An 18973-nucleotide genomic window follows, 5' to 3' on the forward strand; every position below is an offset into this window, starting at 1 on the left:
ACTTCAGACCGGTCGCACCATGTGGCGGATCGAGCCCAGTTGCGCGAGCCGCGACCCGGCAACCTGATAGCCCATGCGCAGGTAGAGACGCGCGGCTGGATTGTCGACGAACACGCGCAGTTGCAGTTCGTGCAGCCCGCGCGCACGCGCCCAGCGATGCGACATGTCGAGCATGTAGGTGCCGGCGCCCTGCCCGCGATGACCGGCCGCGATCTGCACGTCGCGGATGTGCAGCGAGTCGCCTTCCTCGGTCACGCGCAGCACGCCGATGCGCTCGCCATCGGCCTCGAGGATGAAGTTCTCGGATTCGCGCCAGCTCGCGTAGAACAGGTCGCTGCGCCACACGAGCCCATGGCGCTTGTAGTAGCCGCCCATGTTGCCGTGCGTCAGCGCTTCGGCAAACGGAAAATCGCCAGCCTCCGCGGGCCGGAGCTGATACAGGAGTCGCAGGTCGGTCGGATCGAGCATCGCGCAGGGGTCAAGAACGCATCCCGCCACGATAGCGCAGTCGCGTGCGGATGCAATCGCGGATTTCTCGTAGCGGCTCGACGCCGGATGACCGGACGTTACGCGGCCAGCGGGCACAACCGGAAACGCAAATGAAAAAGCCCGCACAAGGCGGGCTTCTTCATTTTCTGGCGGAGCGGACGGGACTCGCCTACATCCCGCAGGCCGCGGCTGCGCTTGCAAGCGCAGCCCTTCGAGTCCCGCCGGAAGCCGCGCAGGCGGCTTCCTCCGCTCCGCAGTCACGCGCCCGCAAGCGGGCACAACCGGAAACGCAAATGAAAAAGCCCGCACAAGGCGGGCTTCTTCATTTTCTGGCGGAGCGGACGGGACTCGAACCCGCGACCCCCGGCGTGACAGGCCGGTATTCTAACCGACTGAACTACCGCTCCAGTCTTGCTACTTGCCTGGCAGGCGTCGGTTGCTTCCTGCCGGCGCATCGTTTGTTCGAACGACGCCGAAATCTGGCGTCCCCTAGGGGATTCGAACCCCTGTACTCACCGTGAAAGGGTGATGTCCTAGGCCTCTAGACGAAGGGGACAACGTACTGCTTACATCTTTAATGCAAAAGCCCGTTCAAAAAACGTTCTTTGAACGGGCTTCGTTCTGGCGGAGCGGACGGGGCTCGAACCCGCGACCCCCGGCGTGACAGGCCGGTATTCTAACCAACTGAACTACCGCTCCAGCTTTCTTACTCGCACCTGCAGGACATCGTCACGTTCCTGCCGATGTTGCGACACTTCTACGAAACGCCGCTGAATCTGGCGTCCCCTAGGGGATTCGAACCCCTGTACTCACCGTGAAAGGGTGATGTCCTAGGCCTCTAGACGAAGGGGACAACGTACTGCTTACATCCTTAATACAAAAGCCCGCTCAAAAACGTCTTGAACGGGCTTCGTTCTGGCGGAGCGGACGGGACTCGAACCCGCGACCCCCGGCGTGACAGGCCGGTATTCTAACCGACTGAACTACCGCTCCAGCTTTCTTACCCTCACCCGCAGGACGTCGGTTACGTTCCTGCAAGCGTTGCGACATTTCTACGAAACGCCGCTGAATCTGGCGTCCCCTAGGGGATTCGAACCCCTGTACTCACCGTGAAAGGGTGATGTCCTAGGCCTCTAGACGAAGGGGACAAAATCTTTTCAGATCTGTCTGACTTTCGCTATTCACTTTTCAATCAACAGCGAAGGCCGAAATTCTAACTGCTTTGAATCATTTTGTGAAGCATTTATTACTACCACTGCTTCGCAAATCAACTCAGCTTGTTCTGATGGTGGAGGTAAGCGGGATCGAACCGCTGACCTCTTGCATGCCATGCAAGCGCTCTCCCAGCTGAGCTATACCCCCTTGCAGAACAGAAATGAGATTATATGGAGCTACTTTGAACTTGTAAATACCCTTTTTGCGATTCGAGCGAAATTTTTTGCGAAGCTGCCGCGATGTCACGCACGGGCAGCTTCGCTCGCCCTCGAACCTCAGGCCAGCGCCGCCTCGATGCGCGACACCACGACATCGCGACCGAACAGCACGAGCACCGCATCGATCGACGGCGTATGCGTCGTACCCGCCACCAGCAGGCGCACCGGCATCGCCAGTTGCGGCATCTTCAGCTTGTGCGTGCCGAGCGTCGACTTCAGCGCGGCGGACACGGCCTCCTTCGTCCAGTCGGCCGCCTTCAGCGCAGCGGCGAGATCGGCCAGCGCCGGACGCACCGCATCGGTCACGTGCTGCGCGAGCGCATCGGCTTCCGGTGCCGGCACACGGTAGAACATCGCGGCGCCTTCCGCGATCTCCTTGACCGTCGTCGCACGATCCTTCATCAGACCGACCACCGCTTCCAGCGCCGGGCCCGTCGCGATCGCCGCATCGTCGATGCCGAGGGCGGAGAGGAACGGCTTTGCCAGCTCGGCGAGGCGCGCGTTGTCGGCTTCCTTGATGTAATGCGCGTTCAGCCAGCTCAGCTTGCTGTGGTCGTACTGCGCGGGCGACTTGCCGAGATGCTCGAGATCGAACCATTCGACGAACTGCTCGCGCGAGAAGATCTCCGCGTCGCCGTGCGACCAGCCGAGGCGCGCGAGATAGTTGACGACGGCTTCGGGCAGGAAGCCCGCATCGCGGTACGCCATCACGCTCATCGCGCCATGCCGCTTGCTCATCTTCTCGCCCTGCTCGTTCAGCACGGTCGGCAGGTGCGCGTAGACGGGCGGCTCGCCGCCGAGCGCATTCAGGATGTTGATCTGGCGCGGCGTGTTGTTCACGTGGTCGTCGCCACGGATCACGTGCGTGATGCCCATGTCCATGTCGTCCACCACCACGCAGAAGTTGTAGATCGGCGTGCCGTCCGGGCGCGCGATCACGAGGTCGTCGAGTTCCTCGTTCGAGATCTCGACACGCCCCTTCACGGCGTCGTCCCACACAACCGTGCCGGTCAGCGGATTGCGGAAGCGCAGCACCGGCTTCACGCCGGCCGGCGGCTCCGGCAGCACCTTGCCGGGCTCCGGCCGCCACGTGCCGTCGTAGCGCGGCTTCAGGCCGGCCTCGCGCTGGCGTTCGCGCAGCGCGTCGAGTTCCTCGGCCGACATGTAGCACGGGTACGCGAGGCCCTTCTCGAGCATCTGCGCGAGCACCTCGCGATAGCGGTCCATCCGCTGCATCTGGTAGATCGGGCCGTCGTCGAAATCCAGGCCGAGCCATTGCATCCCTTCGAGGATCGCGTCGACCGCTTCCTGCGACGAACGCTCGACGTCGGTATCCTCGATGCGCAGCACGAACGTGCCCTTCATCTTGCGGGCGAACGCCCACGGATAGAGCGCGGAGCGGATGTTGCCGAGGTGGATGAAGCCGGTGGGACTCGGCGCGAAGCGGGTACGGACAGGACGGGTCATAAACGGTAACTCGAACGCCTGGGGCGCATGAATGATTCGACGCGGGATCGACGGCGGCAGCCCGGACAGCAACGGGGCCGGCGACGCCCGGAACGGGAAAGAAGCCGGAATTATACTCGCGCCGGACATCGCGCCAAGCGCGCCGCTTGCTTTATGATGTGCGCGCCGCGGCCGCCAGCCGGCGCGGCACCGGCCGCACGGAACCCCTGCGCGGCCGCTCGGAACCTATCGCCGCCGCGGACCGTGACACCCGCCGCCAAGCCGCCGGAGAACCATTCGATGTCGTCCCCTCGCCTGTCGCGCCGCCACTTCACGATCGCCGCCGCGTCCGCCAGCCTCGCCGCCTGCACGTCGTTCGGCGACAAATCCCGCCCCGGCGCCGCACTGCCGCAGGAAAAGCCGGTGAAGATCGGCATCGCCCTCGGCGGCGGCGCCGCGCGCGGCTTCTCGCACATCGGCGTGCTGAAGGCGCTCGAGGCGCGTGGCATCCCGATCGAGATCGTCGCGGGCACGAGCGCGGGCTCGGTGGTCGGCGCACTCTATGCATCGGGCATGAGCGCCCTTCAGATCAACAAGATCGCGCTCGACATGGACCAGGCGGCGATCAGCGACTGGGCGCTGCCGTTCCGCTCGCGCGGGCTGCTGCAGGGCGTGGCGCTGCAGAACTTCCTGAACAAGACCCTCAACAACCGGCCGATCGAGAAGATGGCGAAGCCGCTCGGCATCGTCGCGACCGATCTGCAGAACGGCCAGCCGATCCTGTTCCAGCAAGGCAATACGGGGCTCGCGGTGCGCGCATCGTGCAGCGTGCCGTCGGTGTTCGAGCCGGTGAAGATCGGCAACCGCGAGTATGTGGATGGCGGCCTCGTGAGCCCGGTGCCCGCGTCGTATGCGCGCAAGATGGGCGCGAGCTTCGTGATCGCGGTCGACATCTCGTCCCGGCCGGACGGCGCGGCAACCAATAACCCGATCGAGATGCTGCTGCAGACCTTCACGATCATGGGCCAGACGATCAAGACCTACGAGCTCGACAAGTATGCGGACGTCGTGATCCGCCCGAATCTCAACGCGATGGGCGGCAGCGACTTCAACCAGCGCAACGCGGCGATTCTCGCGGGCGAGGAAGCCGTCGCGCGCATCATGCCGGAGCTGCAGCGCAAGCTCGCGGCAGCACGCGGCGTGGCTGCCGCATAAAGCACCGCGATGTTCAGGCCGGCGCGCGCCGCCGGCCCGCCAACGGCTCAACGGTTTTCAGCCCGCCGTTTGCACCGCCCCAAAACAAAAAACCCTGCCGCCTCTCGGTGACAGGGTTTTTTTCGATCCGGCCGGGCCGGCCGTCGAACGTCAGTTGTTGCCGTTCGCGGAATCGTCGCCGATCGTCGCGCGCACGCGCTGACGCAGGTCTTCCGGCTTCATCGGGAACTCCGATTCGAGCCGGCGCGCGCCGGTGAAACGCTTTTCCCAGTAGCCGCTGTCGAGATCGTCGACGCGGATCGTGCTGCCCGTCGACGGCGAATGCACGAACTTGTTGTCGCCGATGTAGATGCCGACGTGCGAGAACGTACGGCGCATCGTGTTGAAGAACACGAGGTCGCCCGGCTTGAGGTTGCTCATGCTCACCTTCTCGCCGACGCGGCTCATCTCTTCCGCACGACGCGGCAGCGACATGCCGAGGGTGTCCTGGAACACGTAGCGCACGAAGCCGCTGCAGTCGAGGCCCGAATCCGGCGAGTTGCCGCCCCAGCGATAACGCACGCCGATCATGTTCAGCGCGCCGACGACCACGTCGCCTGCCTTGCCGGCCATGCCCGCGAGGAACGACTTCGCGCCGCCGCTCGACGGCTGCGCGCTGGTCTGCTGGAGGGAGGCATTCGACGCGTTCTGCGTCGAATTCGTGACATTCTGGTTAAAACTGCTGACTTCGTCGGCGAACGCGCCGGGTGCTGCTGCGAACAGGGCGCCGATGAACAGCCCGGCGATGGTGCGCGCGCATGCCTGGGTCAGGGATCGATGCTGCATTGGTCGATGGAATGTGCTTAAAAATCAGCTGATTGGCGGAAAATTTCGGTCGATACTAGCCAGCGCGTAATCGTTTGTCAAAACAAATTAATAAATACAATCGAGATGGTCAGACCATTGGCCGCCTATCACGCTTTCCAGACCGCTTTCAACAGCTTTTGTGTGTAAGGATGTGACGGTCTGGTGAAGATGTCGGCCACCTCTCCCGACTCGACGACGGCCCCGTCCTGCATCACCGCGACGCGGTGCGCCATCGCCCCGATCACCTCCAGGTCATGGCTGATGAAGACATAGCCGAGGTTGTATTTCTGTTGCAAATTCGCGAGCAGCTTCAGCACCTGCTGCTGGATCGACACGTCGAGCGCGGACGTCGGCTCGTCGAGGATCAGGATGCGCGGCTCCAGCACCAGCGCCCGCGCGATTGCGATCCGCTGGCGCTGCCCGCCCGAGAATTCGTGCGGATAACGGTGCAGCACCGTGCGGTCGAGGCCGACTTCGCGCAGCACCGCCAGCGACTTCGCACGCCGTGCGTCGGGCGTCATGTCCGGGCGATGCAGCTCGAGCCCCTCGCCGACGATCCGCTCGATCGTGTGACGCGGCGAAAGCGAACTGAACGGATCCTGAAAGACGACCTGCATGTTCGAGCGCAGCGCCGTCTGTTCGCGGCCGCGATAGGTCGACAGCGCGCGCCCCTGGAATTCGATCGTGCCGCCGGCCGTCTTCTGCAGGCCGAGCAGCGCCATCGCGAGCGTCGACTTCCCCGATCCCGATTCGCCGACGATGCCGAGCGTCTCGCCCTGCCGCACCGACACCGACACGTCCGCGACGGCCGTCACCGGCACCGAGCCGAACCAGCCCGCGATGCCCGGCCGCTTGCGTGCGAACTGCACGCTCACGTGCTGCGCGTCGAGCACGACGGGCGCGATCGGCATCACCGGGGTGACCGCGCGTTGCGGCCGGCTGTTCAAGAGCCGCTGCGTGTACGGATGCTCGGGTTCCGCGAAGATCCGTTCGACCGGCCCGCTCTCGACGAGCCGGCCGTGCTCCATCACCGCGACGCGATCCGCGAAGTGCCGCACGAGATTCAGGTCGTGCGTGATCAGCAGGATCGCCATCCCGCGCTTTTCCGCTTCCTCGCGCTGCAGTTCCAGCAGCAGGTCGACGATCTGCGCGCGGATCGTCACGTCGAGCGCGGTGGTCGGTTCGTCGGCCAGCAGCAGGCGCGGCCGGCAGGCGAGCGCCATCGCGATCATCGCGCGCTGCCGCTGGCCGCCCGACAACTGGTGCGGATAGCTGTCGACACGCTTCTCCGGCTCCGCGATGCCCGTGCGCGCGAGCAACGCGATCGCGCGCTTGCGCGCCTCGACCGCCGAGACGCCGTCGTGCAGCACGATCGTCTCGCCGATCTGCACGCCGATCGTATACAGCGGGTTGAGCGCGGTCATCGGCTCCTGGAAGATCATCGCGATGTCCGAGCCGCGCAGCCCGCGCATCTCGCGCTCGCTCTTGCCGACGAGGTCCTGCCCGGCGAAGCGGATCGCGCCGCTCACGTCGGCGTCGCGCAACAGCCGCAGGATCGACAGCGCGGTCACGCTCTTGCCCGACCCCGACTCGCCGACCAGCGCGACGCGCTCGCCGCGTCCGATCGCGAGCGTCACGTCGTCCACCGCGACCGTGTCGCCGAAGCGCACGTGCAGATGCTCGAGCGTCAGCAACGGCTCGTGCTGCGTCGATACGACCGGTTCGCTCATCGCTGGCCTCCCGCCGCGCGCACCGAATCGGCGATCCGCGTGTCGAGTGCGTTGCGCAGCGCATCGCCCATGAAGGTCAGCAGCAGCAGCGTCGCGACCAGCACGCCGAAGGTCGACAGCGAGATCCACCACGCGTCGAGGTTGCCCTTGCCTTGCGCGAGCAGCTCGCCGAGGCTCGGGGTCGGCGGCGGCACGCCGAGCCCGAGGAAATCGAGGCTGGTGAGCGCGAGGATCGAGCCGCTCATCCGGAACGGCAGGAACGTGATCACCGGCGTGAGACTGTTCGGCAGCACGTGGCGCCAGATGATCTGCCAGTTCGTGAGGCCCATCGCGCGCGCCGCGCGCACGTAATCCTGCGTGCGGTTGCGCAGGAATTCCGCGCGCACGTAGTCGGCGAGCCCGATCCAGCCGAACAGCGACAGCAGCACGATCAGCAGCAGGAAGCTCGGCTCGAAGATCGACGCGAAGATGATCAGCAGGTACAGCTCCGGCAACGAGCTCCAGATCTCGATCAGCCGCTGCCCGACGATGTCGATGCGTCCGCCGAAGAAGCCCTGCACGGCGCCCGCGGCGATCCCGAGCAGCGTGCCGATCACGGTCAGGATCAGCCCGAACTCGACCGACACGCGGAACCCGTACACGAGCCGCGCGAGCAGGTCGCGCCCCTGCGCGTCGGTGCCGAGCCAGTTCGCGCGCGACGGCGGCGCGGGGTTCGGCACGTTCGAGAAGTAGTTCAGCGTGTCGTAGTAGTAGCGGTTCGGCGGGTAGACGACGAAGTTGCCGGGCGCCTCGAGCCGCTTGCGCACGTACGGATCGAGATAGTCGGCCGGCGTCGGGAAATCGCCGCCGAAGGTCGTCTCCGGATACGCGTGGAACAACGGGAAATAGTACTGGCCGTCGTAACGCACGACGAGCGGCTTGTCGTTCGACCACAACGGCGCCGCCACGCTCGCGGCAAAGGCCACGAAAAAGATCACGAAGCTCCAGTAGCCGAGGCGCTGCTGCCTGAAGCGCTGCCATACGCGGCGCGCGGGCGACGGCGACACGCGGGCGCGCGCCGCGTCGATGCGGGAGGACACGACGGCCCGGTTCATCGCGCACCTCGCCCGGTGACGCCGGGCATGCAGACGGACGGTTTCATGTCAGCGCTCCAGGGTGTCGAATTGAATGCGCGGATCGACCCACACATAGCAGAGATCGGAGATCAGCTTGGTCGCGAGCCCGATCAGCGTGAACAGGTACAGCGTGCCGAGCACGACCGGATAGTCGCGCCGCACGACCGACTCGTACGACAGCAGCCCGAGGCCGTCGAGCGAGAACAGCGTCTCGATCAGCAGGCTGCCGGTGAAGAACGCGCCGATGAACGCCGCCGGAAAGCCGACGATCAGCGGCAGCATCGCATTGCGAAACACGTGCTTCCACAGCACATTGCGCTCGGAGAGCCCCTTCGCACGCGCGGTCAGCACGTATTGCCGGCGGATCTGGTCGAGGAACGCATTCTTCGTGAGCATCGTGACGACCGCGAAGCTGCCGACGACCGACGCCGTGATCGGCAGCGCGATGTGCCACAGATAGTCGAGCACCTTGCCGACGAGCGACAGCTGCGCGAAGTTGTCCGACGTGAGCCCGCGCAGCGGGAACAGCTGCCAGAACGAGCCGCCGCCGAACAGCACGAGCAGCAGCACGCCGAGCACGAAGCCCGGAATCGCATAGCCGACGAGCACGACGAGGCTCGTCGCGACGTCGAACGGCGAGCCGTTGCGCACCGCCTTCGCGATGCCGAGCGGCACCGATATCAGGTACGTGAGGAAGAACGTCCACAGCCCGATGCTGATCGACACGGGTAGCTTCTGCACGACCAGCGACCACACGCTCTGGTGGCGAAAGTAGCTTTCGCCGAGATCGAAGCGCGCGAAGCGCTTGAGCATCAGCCAGTAGCGTTCGAGCGGTGGTTTGTCGAAGCCGTACAGCGCCTTGAGCTGCGCGAGCTGCTGCGCGTCGACGCCGGTGTGCGCACGCAACCCGAACGGCACCGCGCCCTGCTCCGTCGCGCCCTTGCGCAATTCCTGCACGGCCTGTTCGACGGGGCCGCCCGGCACGAACTGGATCACCGCGAACGTGAGGGTCAGCACGCCGATGAGCGTCGGGATCATCAGCAGCAGGCGTTTGAGGATGTAGCTCCACATAGGGCGTCGACTCGCGATCGGTAGGCGGGATGGGACGTTGGGGCGGCGTGGCTCAGTGATCGGGCTTCGCCCACCAGGTCGACACGACCCAGCCCTCGGCCGAATAGTACAGCGGCAGCGTCTGCGGATAGGCAAGCGTGCGCTTGTACGCGACCCGGTGCGTCGTGCTGTACCACTGCGGGACCGCGTAGTAGCCGTGCATCAGCACGCGGTCGAGCGCGTGCGTCGCGTCGAGCAGGTCTTCGCGCGTCTGCGCGGTACCGAGCGCGTGCAGCAGCGCGTCGACGGCCGGCGACTTCAGCCCGATGAAGTTGTCGGAGCCCGGCTCGTCGGCGAACTTGCTCGCGTAACGCGAGTATTGCTCCGCGCCCGGCACCTGCACGCCCGGCAGGCGGATCGTCGTCATGTCGTAGTCGAACGCATCGAGACGCTTTTGCAGCAGCGCGTAATCTGCCGTGCGAAAACGTGCATCGATGCCGAGCTTCGCCAGATTGCGCTGGTACGCCGCCACGATCCCTTCCATCGACGCGCCGGAATCGTCGAGGATCTCGAACGTGAACGGCTCGCCCTTCGCGTTGCGCAACGCGCCGTCTCGATAGGTCCAGCCGGCCTGTGCGAGCAGCGCGCGCGCCTTCAGCAGGTTCGCGCGCAGCGAGCCCGGCGGATTCGTGTTCGGCTGCGTGACTACCGGACCGAACACGGCCGGGTCGAGCTGCGCGCGCAGCGGCTCCAGCAGCTTCAGCTCGCCGGGGCCCGGCGTGCCGGTCGCCTGCAGGTCGGTGTCGGCGAAGTAGCTGTTCATACGCGTGTAGGCGCTGTAAAACAACTGGCGGTTCAGCCATTCGAAGTCGAACGCGAGGTCGAGCGCCTGACGCACGCGCACGTCGCGAAACAGCGGCCGGCGCAGGTTCATGAAGAAGCCCTGCATGCCGGCGCCGTTATGCTGGCGGAATTCACGCTTGACGAGCTCGCCGTTGTCGAAGCGCTTGCCGACGTCGCGGCGCGTCCAGTTGCGCGCGATGTACTCGACGAGCACGTCGTATTCGCCGGCCTTGAACGCCTCGAGCCGCGCGACGCCGTCGCCGTACAGCTTGTAGACGATCCGCTCGAAATTGTTGGTGCCCACCCGCACCGGCAGGTCGGCGCCCCAGTACGCCGGGTTGCGCCGGTAAGTGATCGTCCGGCCGTTGTCGTAATGGTCGATCAGGTACGGGCCGCTGCCGATCGGCTGCTCGAACGCGAGCTGGTCGAACGGGATGCGCGAGCCGTCCGCGCGCAATCCCCACTTGCGGGAAAACACCGGCATGCCGCCGGCGATCAGCGGCAATTCGCGGTTCGCGCTGCGGAACTCGAAGCGCACGGTGGCCGGATCGACGACCACGGCCTTCGCGATCTCCGCGAAATAGGCGCCGAACTGCGGCGCGGCCTGCTTGCTCTTCAGCGTGTCGAACGAGAACTTGACGTCGTCGGCGGTGACGCGCTCGCCGTTCGAGAAGCGCGCGCGGGGATTCAGGTGGAACGTGACCGACCGGCGGTCCGGCGCGATGTCGATGTCGTCGGCGAGCAGCCCGTACGCGGAGGCTGGCTCGTCCGAACTGCCGGTCGCGAGGCTCTCGAACAACATGTCGATGCCCGGCGCGGAGTTGCCGCGCATCGTGAACGGGTTGAACTTGTCGAACGACGTCAGCCGGTTCGGGTTCGCGAGCACCAGCGTGCCGCCCTTCGGCGCATCGGGGTTGACGTAGTCGAAATGCCTGAAGCCCGGCGGATACTTCGGCTCGCCGTACTGCGCAATGGCGTAGGCCGCGTGCGCAGCGGTCGCGGCCAGCACCGCTTGCAGCACGAACACCGCGGCCGTGCGGCCGGCAGTTCGTATCGCACGGCGGACGCGCGCGGCGGCGGCCCGGGGCGAACCCTTCGTCATAGAGGCCCTGTCGTTCGAATGAGGGGAGTAACGAGGGACGATTCTACCCATTCAAGCCGGCGAGCCAAAAGAAAACCGCCACGCGGGCGGTTTCTTCACGAGCGGATCGGGGGCGCGCATCAGGCGGGCGCGCCCTGCCGATCAGCGCCAGCCGTTGTGGCGGCCGTTGTCCCAGTGGCCACGATCGCCACGATCGCCCCAGCCGCGGCCGTGACGGCGGTACCACTCGTCGCGGCCCCAGTAGCGGCGGCCGTCCCAGTAGCGGTCGCCGTGCCAGCCGATCACGATGGCCGGTCCCGGTGCATACACAGGGGCCGGCGCGTAGACCGGCGCAGGCTGATAGACGACCGGCGGCGGAGGCGGCGGCGCATACACGGGTGCGGGCGCGACGTAGACCGGCGCCGGAACGCCGAGATTGATCCCGACATTGACTCCCGCCATTGCTGCGCCCGACACGAGCAAGGCCGTCATACCGGTCAAGAGCGAGGCAACACGCAAGGTCTTCATGGATTCCTCTTCTGGTTGTTTCATGTGTGATTCGACTATAACGGCAAGCGCCGTCCCCGCATATTTCCACTTTGTAAGAACTGATGCGCCGCATCGCAACGGTAAGCCCGCGCTAACGTCTTGTAACAATCGACGCCCGCCCCGCCCCCTCACGCCCCATTCCTAAAACATCTTTCATCCTGCCCCGCGCCCCGCGTTAAGCGGCGCCACGCACACTGCGCGAGCCGAACCGGGCTCCCGCCGCGCTTCGGCACTTCGCTGACAGGCCGGCGCCCCGCGCCGGCGGAGACCTCGCCGATGCTGAAACTCGTCCGACTCGCGCTCGCGCGCCCCTACACGTTCATCGTCCTCGCACTGCTGATCCTGATCGCGGGGCCGCTCGCGGCGCTGCGCACGCCGACCGACATCTTCCCCGACATCCGGATTCCGGTCATCAGCGTGGTGTGGAACTACGCGGGCCTGCAGCCGGCCGACATGGCCGGACGCATCGTCACCTACTACGAGCGCACGCTCGGCACGACGGTCAACGACGTGGCGCACATCGAGTCGCAATCGTTCCGCAGCTTCGGGATCGTCAAGATCTTCTTCCAGCCGAGCGTCGACATCCGCACCGCGACCGCGCAGGTCACGTCGATCTCGCAGACCGTGCTCAAGCAGATGCCGCCGGGCACCACGCCGCCGCAGATCCTCAACTACAACGCATCGACCGTGCCCGTGCTGCAGCTGGCGCTGACGAGCGACACGCTGAACGAACAACAGCTCGGCGACTACGCGACCAACGTGATCCGGCCGCAGTTGCTGTCCGTCGCGGGAGTCGCGATTCCGTCGCCGTACGGCGGCAAGGTGCGCCAGGTGCAGATCGATCTCGATCCGCAGGCGCTGCAGGCCAAGGGGCTGTCCGCGCAGGATGTCGCGACCGCGCTGGCGCAGCAGAACCAGATCATCCCGGCCGGCACGCAGAAGATCGGCGGCTTCGAGTACAACATCCGGCTCAACGACAGCCCGCTGACCATCGACCAGCTCAATGCGCTGCCGATCCGGAGCGTGAACGGCGCGGTGATCTTCATGCGCGACGTCGCGCACGTGCGCGACGGTTATCCGCCGCAGGGCAACATCGTGCGCGTCGACGGCCGGCGCGCGGTGCTGATGAGCGTGCTGAAAAGCGGTTCGGCATCGACGCTCGACATCATCTCGGGCGTCAAGGCGCAGTTGCCGCGCATCGAGGCGACCCTGCCGCCATCGCTCAGGCTCGTCGTGATGGGCGACCAGTCCGTGTTCGTCAAGGGCGCCGTCAGCGGCGTGGCGCGCGAAGGCCTGATCGCCGCCGCGCTCACGTCCGCGATGATCCTGCTGTTCCTCGGCAGCTGGCGCTCGACGCTGATCATCGCCGCGTCCATTCCGCTCGCCGTGCTCGCCGCGATCGCGGCGCTCGCAGCCGCGGGCGAGACGCTCAACGTGATGACGCTCGGCGGGCTCGCGCTCGCGGTCGGCATTCTCGTCGACGATGCCACCGTCACGATTGAGAACGTGAACTGGCACCTCGAACAGGGCAAGGCGGTGCGCGATGCGATCCTCGACGGCGCGTCGCAGATCGTCGCGCCGGCCTTCGTGTCGCTGCTGTGCATCTGCATCGTGTTCGTGCCGATGCTGCTGCTCGACGGCGTGGCCCGCTTCCTGTTCGTGCCGATGGCCGAAGCCGTGATCTTCGCGATGATCGCGTCGTTCGTGCTGTCGCGCACGTTCGTGCCGATGATGGCCCGCTACCTGTTGAAGCCGCATGCCGCGCATCCGGCGGCCGCGCTCGCGCCGCATGGTGCGCCGTTCCCGCCGCCACGCGCACGCAATCCGCTCGTCGCGTTCCAGCAGGGGTTCGAGCGCCGCTTCGCGGCACTGCGCGCCGGCTACCGCGTCGTGCTCGGTCTCGCACTCGTCCACCGTGCGCGTTTCGTCGCGCTGTTCCTCGCGGCGGTGGCCGTGTCGTTCGTGCTGGTGCCGTGGCTTGGCCGCAATTTCTTCCCGTCGGTCGACGCGGGCGAAATCGCGATCCACGTGCGCGCACCGATCGGCACGCGCATCGAGGAAACGGCCGCGCTGTTCGACCATGTCGAGCAGACGGTGCGCGGCGTCGTGCCGCCGCACGCGATCGCGAGCATCGTCGACAACATGGGACTGCCGAACAGCGGGATCAACCTCACGTACAGCAACAGCGGCACGATCGGCCCGCAGGACGGCGACATCCTCGTGTCGCTCACGGGCGACCACGCGCCGACCGCCGACTACGTCAAGCAGTTGCGTACGCGGCTGCCGCGCGCGTTTCCCGGCGTGACGTTCTCGTTCCTGCCCGCCGACATCGTGAGCCAGATCCTCAACTTCGGTGCGCCCGCGCCGATCGACGTGCAGGTGACCGGCCCCGATCGCGCCGCCAACCGCGCTTATGCGACCGAGCTGTTGCGGCGCATCCGCGGCGTGCCGGGGGTGGCCGATGCGCGCGTGCAGCAGGCGTCGACCTATCCGCAGTTCACCGTGTCGGTCGACCGCACGCGGGCCGCACAACTCGGCATCACCGAGCAGGACGTCACCAATGCGGTGGTCGCCAGCCTGTCCGGCACAAGCCAGGTGTCGCCGACCTACTGGCTCGATCCGCACAACGGCGTGTCGTATCCGATCGTCGCGCAGACGCCCCAATACCGGATGACGTCGCTGGCGGACCTGCGCGCGCTGCCCGTCACGGGCCGCTCGGGCGCGCCGCAACTGCTCGGCGGGCTCGCGACGATCGTGCGCGGACAGACCGACGCGGTCGTGTCGCACTACGACATCGCACCGCTGTACGACATCTTCGCGACGACGCAGGACCGCGATCTCGGTGCGGTCAGCGCCGACATCGAACGCGTCCTGCACACGAGCGCGGCCGGCTTGCCCAAGGGATCGCGCGTGACCGTGCGCGGCCAGGTGCAGACGATGAACGGCGCATTCGGCGGGCTGCTCGCGGGCCTCGCCGGCGCGGTCCTGCTGATCTACCTGCTGATCGTCGTCAACTTCCATTCGTGGCGCGACGCATTCGTGATCGTGAGCGGCCTGCCCGCGGCGCTCGCGGGCATCGTCTGGATGCTGTTCGTCACGCGCACGCCGCTGTCGGTGCCGGCCCTGACCGGCGCGATCCTGTGCATGGGCGTCGCGACCGCGAACAGCATCCTCGTCGTGACCTTCGCGCGCGAACGGCTCGCGCACACCGCTGATGCTGCCGTCGCCGCGCTCGAAGCCGGCTTCACGCGCTTTCGGCCCGTGATGATGACCGCACTCGCGATGATCATCGGCATGGCGCCGATGGCCCTCGGTCTCGGCGACGGCGGCGAGCAGAACGCGCCGCTCGGCCGTGCGGTCATCGGCGGCCTGCTGTGCGCGACCGTCGCGACGCTCGTGTTCGTGCCCGTCGTGTTCAGCCTCGTCCACCGGCGCGATTGCGCGCCCCGTTCCGAATCCCTGCCCCTCACTCCGGGAGAACAGCATGTCCACTGAATTCGAAGTCCGCCCTCCTGGCACGCCGCGCTTCCTGAAACCGCTCGCGATCGCGGGTGCCATCGCCGCCCTCGCCGTCGCGGCGGCCGGCCTCGTCGCCCGCATGCACGATGCGCACGCGGTCGCCGCCTGGACCGTGCAACAGGCGATCCCGACCGTCGCGACGGTTGCGCCGCAGCCGGCCGCGGCCGACGCGCTGGTGCTGCCCGGCCGGCTCGACGCGTACGTCGACGCACCGATCTACGCGCGCGTGCCCGGCTACCTGCACGCGTGGTACGCCGACATCGGCGCGCATGTGAAAGCCGGCCAGTTGCTCGCGTCGATCGATACGCCCGATCTCGACCAGCAGTTGCAGCAGGCACGCGCCGACCTTCAAAGCGCGAGCGCGAACGAACGGCTTGCGGCCGTCACGGCCGCCCGCTGGGCCGAGATGCTCGCGCAGGATTCCGTCTCGCAGCAGGAGGCCGACGAAAAACGCAGCGACCTCGACGCGAAACGCGCGGCCGTCGCGGCGAGCACCGCCAACGTGCGACGGCTCGAAGCGCTCGAATCGTTCAAGCGGCTCACCGCGCCGTTCGACGGCATCGTCACGGCACGCAAGACCGATGTCGGCGCGCTGATCGACGCGGGCAGCGGCAACGGTGCCGAACTCTTCACCGTCTCGGACGCGCGGCGGCTGCGGCTGTACGTCCACGTTCCGCAAGACGACGCGGCCGCGATCCGCACAGGCATGCGTGTCGCGCTGACCGTGCCCGAGCGTCCCGGCATGACGTTCGACGCCACGCTCGCGGATTCCGCCCAATCGATCGATCCGGCTTCCGGCACGCTGCTCGCGCAGTTTTCGATCGCCAACCCGGCAGGCACGCTGTTCCCGGGCGAGTATGCGCAAGTGCGGATCGCGATGCCCGGCGCCGCGCATGCGCTGTCGATTCCGGCAAGCACGCTGATCTTCCGCCACGACGGGTTGCAAGTCGCCGTGCTCGATGCAACCGGGCATGCGCACCTGCGCAACGTATCGATCGCGACCGATCTCGGCACGCGTGTCGTGATCGCATCGGGGCTCGCGGCCACCAACCGCGTGATCGACAATCCGCCCGACTCGCTCGCAGACGGCGACCCCGTGCGTATCGCCGGCACCACGGCGACGGAGCGTGCGCATGGCTGACCGTCTGCTCGCTGTATGGCTGGGCAGCGTCGCGCTGCTCGCCGGCTGCTCGTTGGCGCCGGCCTATCGCGCGCCGGCCGTTCCGGTGCCGACCGCGTTTCGCGAAACGGGCGCGTGGGTCGATGCCGTACCGGCCGATCGCCTGCCGCGTGACGGCTGGTGGCGCGTGTACGGCGACGCGACACTCGACCGGCTCGAACCGCTCGTCGCACGCGCGAATCCCGACCTGGCCGCCGCCGTCGCGCGGCACGACGAAGCCGCGGCGCTGTTCGACGAGGCCCATGCGGCGTTGCTGCCGACCGTGGGCATCGATGCCGAGACCGACCGCGACCGCCAGTCCGCGCGCCGGCCGCTGCGCGGCAGCGGCCAGCCCGACACCTATGAGTCGAACACGCTCGAAGCGGGATTCGGCTACGACGTCGATCTGTGGGGCAAGGTCCGCAATGCGGTCGCGGCCGGCCGCGACGACGCGCAGGCAGCCGACGACGACCTCGCGTCGGTCCGGCTCAGCTTGCAGGCCACCGTCGCCAGCACCTACTTCGACCTCGCGGGGCTCGACCGTGAAGCGGACACGCTCGCGCAAACGATCGACACATACCGCCGTGCGTGGCAACTGACGGTCAGTCGCCATCGCGGCGGCCTCGCATCGGGGCTCGACGTTTCGCGTGCGCAAACGCAACTCGCGCTCGCCCAGGCGCGTGCGTCCGACATCGCCGCTCGTCGCGCGCTCGACGAGCATGCGATCGCGGCACTCGTCGGGGAATCCGCATCGACGTTCTCGCTGCCGCCCGTTGCGGCGCTGCCGGGCGAGCCGTCGATTCCGACGGGACTCGCGTCGACCCTGCTCGAACGCAGGCCGGACGTCGCCGCCGCCGAACGCCGCGTCGCGGCCGCGAACGCGCGGATCGGCGTCGCACGCGCCGCGTACTTTCCCGACCTGTCGCTCGGCCTCGACGCCGGGTTCCAGAGCGATACGTTCTCGCCGTGGCTCGCCGCGCCCAACGAGATCTGGTCGATCGGGCCGCGTCTCGCGATGACGCTGTTCGACGGGGGCCGGCGTGCCGCCGGCGTCCGCCATGCGCGCGCGCAGTTCGACGAACAGGGCGCGCGCTATCGCGCGGTCGTGCTGCAGGCATTCCGCGACGTCGAGGACGATCTCGCGCAGTTGCACCGCCTCGGCGACGAATCGGACCAGGACGACGCGGCGCTCGTCGCGGCGCGGCATTCGCTTGCGCTGGCGATGTCGCGCTATCGCGACGGCGCGGTCAGCTATCTCGACGTGGTCACCGCGCAGACGACCGAACTCGATACGCAGATCGCGGCGCTCGACGTCGACGCCCGACGCCTGCAGGCATCCGTCGGGCTCGTGCGCGCGCTCGGCGGCGGTTGGCACGACGCGCGTTCATGAACGTTTCTTCATCGGCGCGCCCGGTGCCCGCACGGGCGCATTCGATAACGTCGATCCTGCCGGCATCGCCATCGCGGCACCGGCCACTGTCACTTGAAAAGGATCACGCCATGAAGACATTGATGTTCGCCACCCTGCTCTCCGCGCTGTGTGTCGCGCTGCCCGGCCGGGCCAGCGCAACGCAGCCCGACACCGCGACTGCGCCGCAGACGTACGCCGCGACCGCTTCCGCATCGTTGTCGTCGCAACCGGCATGGAACGCGCGACCGGCCACGCCGCTGACACGCGCGCAGGTGTATCGCCAACTCGTCCGCGCCGAACGCGACGGCCAGCTCGCGCAGCTCAACCGCGAACTCTATTCGCACTGAACGCACGCAATCGAACCTGCCGCGCGACGCGCGGCATGCGCACCCTCCACCGGCACGGCGCGATCCCGCATCGTCACCCGCCCGCGTCGAACCTGAAACCGAATCGCGCGACCGTTTCGATGCGCGCGGAAAACGCATGTGCGGCCAGCTTGCGCCGCAACCGCACGACCAGTGCATTGACCGTCTCGGGTTCGACGTCGGCATCGCCCCATGCATAACGCAGCACGGCATCGCGCCCGACCGGTCGCCCCGCTTCGCGCAACAGGCATTCGACGAGACGAAATTCCCGCATGCTGAGCGCCAGCCTCCGGCCCTGCTCCTCGAGTGCGCGCGCGGCCACGTCGAGCCGGACCGACTCGCGCATTGCGATGACACCGTTGCGGCGCCACAGCGCGCGCAACCGCTCGTGCAGCTCCACGAACGAACAGGGATGGGCAAGGCACACATCGCAGCCGGCCTGCAACATCCGCGCGCGCTGCGCAGGTGTCGTGCCGGCCACGATCGCGGCAATCGCCGCGCCGCCGGCCGATGCACCGAGTCGCGGCAATGCCTCGAGCATCGCCGGGTCGGCAGCCGGGTCGGGCGCAACGATCACGATGGCATCGAACCGGTCCTGCGCCGCCACGAAGCAGCCGTCGCGCCATCCGTCGACGCGCTCGACACCATGCGTGCTCTCGCGAAAGGCCTTGTCGAGCCGCGCCGCCTCCGGGTTCGGCGGGGAAATCAGCAGGATGCGCATC

Annotated in this window: 14 protein-coding genes and 7 tRNA genes; 5 read left to right on the top strand and 16 right to left on the bottom strand. The window is 67.2% G+C overall.

Annotated elements, in window-relative coordinates; translation table 11 throughout:
• Positions 1 to 3: 3 nt before the first annotated feature.
• The 9 genes from CFB45_RS11745 to gltX form a co-directional block, all read right to left on the bottom strand.
• Entirely contained in the window at positions 4 to 468 is a 465-nt protein-coding gene (locus tag CFB45_RS11745) for a GNAT family N-acetyltransferase (RefSeq protein ID WP_027787064.1), read from the bottom strand.
• Between the two features lie 351 nt (positions 469 to 819).
• Positions 820 to 896 (bottom strand) — tRNA-Asp (locus tag CFB45_RS11750).
• 73 nt (positions 897 to 969) lie between these two features.
• Positions 970 to 1045, bottom strand: a tRNA-Glu gene (locus CFB45_RS11755).
• 66 nt (positions 1046 to 1111) lie between these two features.
• A tRNA-Asp gene (locus tag CFB45_RS11760) sits at positions 1112 to 1188 on the bottom strand.
• A 78-nt stretch (positions 1189 to 1266) separates the two neighbouring features.
• Positions 1267 to 1342 (bottom strand) — tRNA-Glu (locus tag CFB45_RS11765).
• Positions 1343 to 1405: 63 nt separating this feature from the next.
• Positions 1406 to 1482: transfer RNA gene (locus tag CFB45_RS11770), tRNA-Asp, on the bottom strand.
• A 79-nt stretch (positions 1483 to 1561) separates the two neighbouring features.
• Positions 1562 to 1637 (bottom strand) — tRNA-Glu (locus CFB45_RS11775).
• Between the two features lie 138 nt (positions 1638 to 1775).
• Positions 1776 to 1851, bottom strand: a tRNA-Ala gene (locus tag CFB45_RS11780).
• Positions 1852 to 1979: 128 nt separating this feature from the next.
• Positions 1980 to 3389: a glutamate--tRNA ligase gene (gene gltX / locus CFB45_RS11785; protein WP_089425712.1), complete on the bottom strand. Its 1410-nt coding sequence runs from the start codon at positions 3387 to 3389 to the stop codon at positions 1980 to 1982.
• Positions 3390 to 3668: 279 nt separating this feature from the next.
• Here gltX and CFB45_RS11790 point away from each other — a divergent pair, with 279 nt between their 5' ends.
• The gene (locus CFB45_RS11790; RefSeq protein ID WP_089425949.1) at positions 3669 to 4583 is read left to right on the top strand and encodes a patatin-like phospholipase family protein; all 915 of its coding nucleotides are present in this window, start codon (positions 3669 to 3671) and stop codon (positions 4581 to 4583) included.
• Between the two features lie 150 nt (positions 4584 to 4733).
• Here CFB45_RS11790 and CFB45_RS11795 read toward each other — a convergent pair whose 3' ends face one another.
• The 6 genes from CFB45_RS11795 to CFB45_RS11820 form a co-directional block, all read right to left on the bottom strand.
• Complete coding sequence (locus CFB45_RS11795) at positions 4734 to 5408, bottom strand: C40 family peptidase (protein WP_089425713.1); 675 nt, start codon at positions 5406 to 5408, stop codon at positions 4734 to 4736.
• 128 nt (positions 5409 to 5536) lie between these two features.
• The gene (locus CFB45_RS11800; protein WP_089425714.1) at positions 5537 to 7159 is read right to left on the bottom strand and encodes an ABC transporter ATP-binding protein; all 1623 of its coding nucleotides are present in this window, start codon (positions 7157 to 7159) and stop codon (positions 5537 to 5539) included.
• On the bottom strand, positions 7156 to 8253 hold the full coding sequence (locus CFB45_RS11805) for an ABC transporter permease (protein WP_011352500.1): 1098 nt from the start codon (positions 8251 to 8253) through the stop codon (positions 7156 to 7158). Before CFB45_RS11805 ends, CFB45_RS11800 begins: the two co-directional genes overlap by 4 nt.
• A 48-nt stretch (positions 8254 to 8301) precedes the next feature.
• Entirely contained in the window at positions 8302 to 9345 is a 1044-nt protein-coding gene (locus CFB45_RS11810; RefSeq protein WP_089425715.1) for a microcin C ABC transporter permease YejB, read from the bottom strand.
• Positions 9346 to 9397: 52 nt separating this feature from the next.
• On the bottom strand, positions 9398 to 11269 hold the full coding sequence (locus CFB45_RS11815; RefSeq protein ID WP_089425716.1) for an extracellular solute-binding protein: 1872 nt from the start codon (positions 11267 to 11269) through the stop codon (positions 9398 to 9400).
• A gap of 141 nt (positions 11270 to 11410) precedes the next feature.
• Complete coding sequence (locus CFB45_RS11820) at positions 11411 to 11776, bottom strand: hypothetical protein (protein ID WP_089425717.1); 366 nt, start codon at positions 11774 to 11776, stop codon at positions 11411 to 11413.
• A gap of 297 nt (positions 11777 to 12073) precedes the next feature.
• Between CFB45_RS11820 and CFB45_RS11825 the strand changes: the two genes are divergently transcribed.
• From CFB45_RS11825 to CFB45_RS11840, 4 genes are all read left to right on the top strand, one after another.
• Positions 12074 to 15292 carry an efflux RND transporter permease subunit gene (locus CFB45_RS11825; protein ID WP_089425718.1) on the top strand — a complete coding sequence of 1073 codons (3219 nt, stop codon included), beginning with the start codon at positions 12074 to 12076 and terminating at the stop codon, positions 15290 to 15292.
• Positions 15282 to 16457: an efflux RND transporter periplasmic adaptor subunit gene (locus tag CFB45_RS11830; RefSeq protein WP_089425719.1), complete on the top strand. Its 1176-nt coding sequence runs from the start codon at positions 15282 to 15284 to the stop codon at positions 16455 to 16457. The genes CFB45_RS11825 and CFB45_RS11830 overlap by 11 nt, the downstream gene beginning before the upstream one ends.
• Complete coding sequence (locus CFB45_RS11835; RefSeq protein ID WP_089425720.1) at positions 16450 to 17865, top strand: efflux transporter outer membrane subunit; 1416 nt, start codon at positions 16450 to 16452, stop codon at positions 17863 to 17865. The genes CFB45_RS11830 and CFB45_RS11835 overlap by 8 nt, the downstream gene beginning before the upstream one ends.
• Before the next feature lie 110 nt (positions 17866 to 17975).
• The gene (locus tag CFB45_RS11840; protein WP_089425721.1) at positions 17976 to 18233 is read left to right on the top strand and encodes a DUF4148 domain-containing protein; all 258 of its coding nucleotides are present in this window, start codon (positions 17976 to 17978) and stop codon (positions 18231 to 18233) included.
• Between the two features lie 73 nt (positions 18234 to 18306).
• Here CFB45_RS11840 and CFB45_RS11845 read toward each other — a convergent pair whose 3' ends face one another.
• Positions 18307 to 18972, bottom strand: coding sequence for a response regulator transcription factor (locus CFB45_RS11845; protein WP_089425722.1), 666 nt, complete (start codon positions 18970 to 18972; stop codon positions 18307 to 18309).
• Position 18973: the final 1 nt, after the last annotated feature.

It is taken from the genome of Burkholderia sp. HI2500, from assembly GCF_002223055.1.
GTDB lineage: Bacteria > Pseudomonadota > Gammaproteobacteria > Burkholderiales > Burkholderiaceae > Burkholderia.

What these genes read in the sequence shown, in the direction of transcription:
- CFB45_RS11825 (WP_089425718.1), top strand. Translation starts at nt 12,074, where the DNA reads ATGCTGAAACTCGTCCGACTCGCGCTCGCGCGCCCCTACACGTTCATC.
- CFB45_RS11810 (WP_089425715.1), bottom strand. Translation starts at nt 9,345, where the DNA reads ATGTGGAGCTACATCCTCAAACGCCTGCTGCTGATGATCCCGACGCTC.
- CFB45_RS11815 (WP_089425716.1), bottom strand. Translation starts at nt 11,269, where the DNA reads ATGACGAAGGGTTCGCCCCGGGCCGCCGCCGCGCGCGTCCGCCGTGCG.
- CFB45_RS11795 (WP_089425713.1), bottom strand. Translation starts at nt 5,408, where the DNA reads ATGCAGCATCGATCCCTGACCCAGGCATGCGCGCGCACCATCGCCGGG.
- gltX (WP_089425712.1), bottom strand. Translation starts at nt 3,389, where the DNA reads ATGACCCGTCCTGTCCGTACCCGCTTCGCGCCGAGTCCCACCGGCTTC.
- CFB45_RS11820 (WP_089425717.1), bottom strand. Translation starts at nt 11,776, where the DNA reads ATGAAGACCTTGCGTGTTGCCTCGCTCTTGACCGGTATGACGGCCTTG.
- CFB45_RS11830 (WP_089425719.1), top strand. Translation starts at nt 15,282, where the DNA reads ATGTCCACTGAATTCGAAGTCCGCCCTCCTGGCACGCCGCGCTTCCTG.
- CFB45_RS11790 (WP_089425949.1), top strand. Translation starts at nt 3,669, where the DNA reads ATGTCGTCCCCTCGCCTGTCGCGCCGCCACTTCACGATCGCCGCCGCG.
- CFB45_RS11840 (WP_089425721.1), top strand. Translation starts at nt 17,976, where the DNA reads ATGAAGACATTGATGTTCGCCACCCTGCTCTCCGCGCTGTGTGTCGCG.
- CFB45_RS11745 (WP_027787064.1), bottom strand. Translation starts at nt 468, where the DNA reads ATGCTCGATCCGACCGACCTGCGACTCCTGTATCAGCTCCGGCCCGCG.
- CFB45_RS11800 (WP_089425714.1), bottom strand. Translation starts at nt 7,159, where the DNA reads ATGAGCGAACCGGTCGTATCGACGCAGCACGAGCCGTTGCTGACGCTC.
- CFB45_RS11845 (WP_089425722.1), bottom strand. Translation starts at nt 18,972, where the DNA reads ATGCGCATCCTGCTGATTTCCCCGCCGAACCCGGAGGCGGCGCGGCTC.
- CFB45_RS11835 (WP_089425720.1), top strand. Translation starts at nt 16,450, where the DNA reads ATGGCTGACCGTCTGCTCGCTGTATGGCTGGGCAGCGTCGCGCTGCTC.
- CFB45_RS11805 (WP_011352500.1), bottom strand. Translation starts at nt 8,253, where the DNA reads ATGAACCGGGCCGTCGTGTCCTCCCGCATCGACGCGGCGCGCGCCCGC.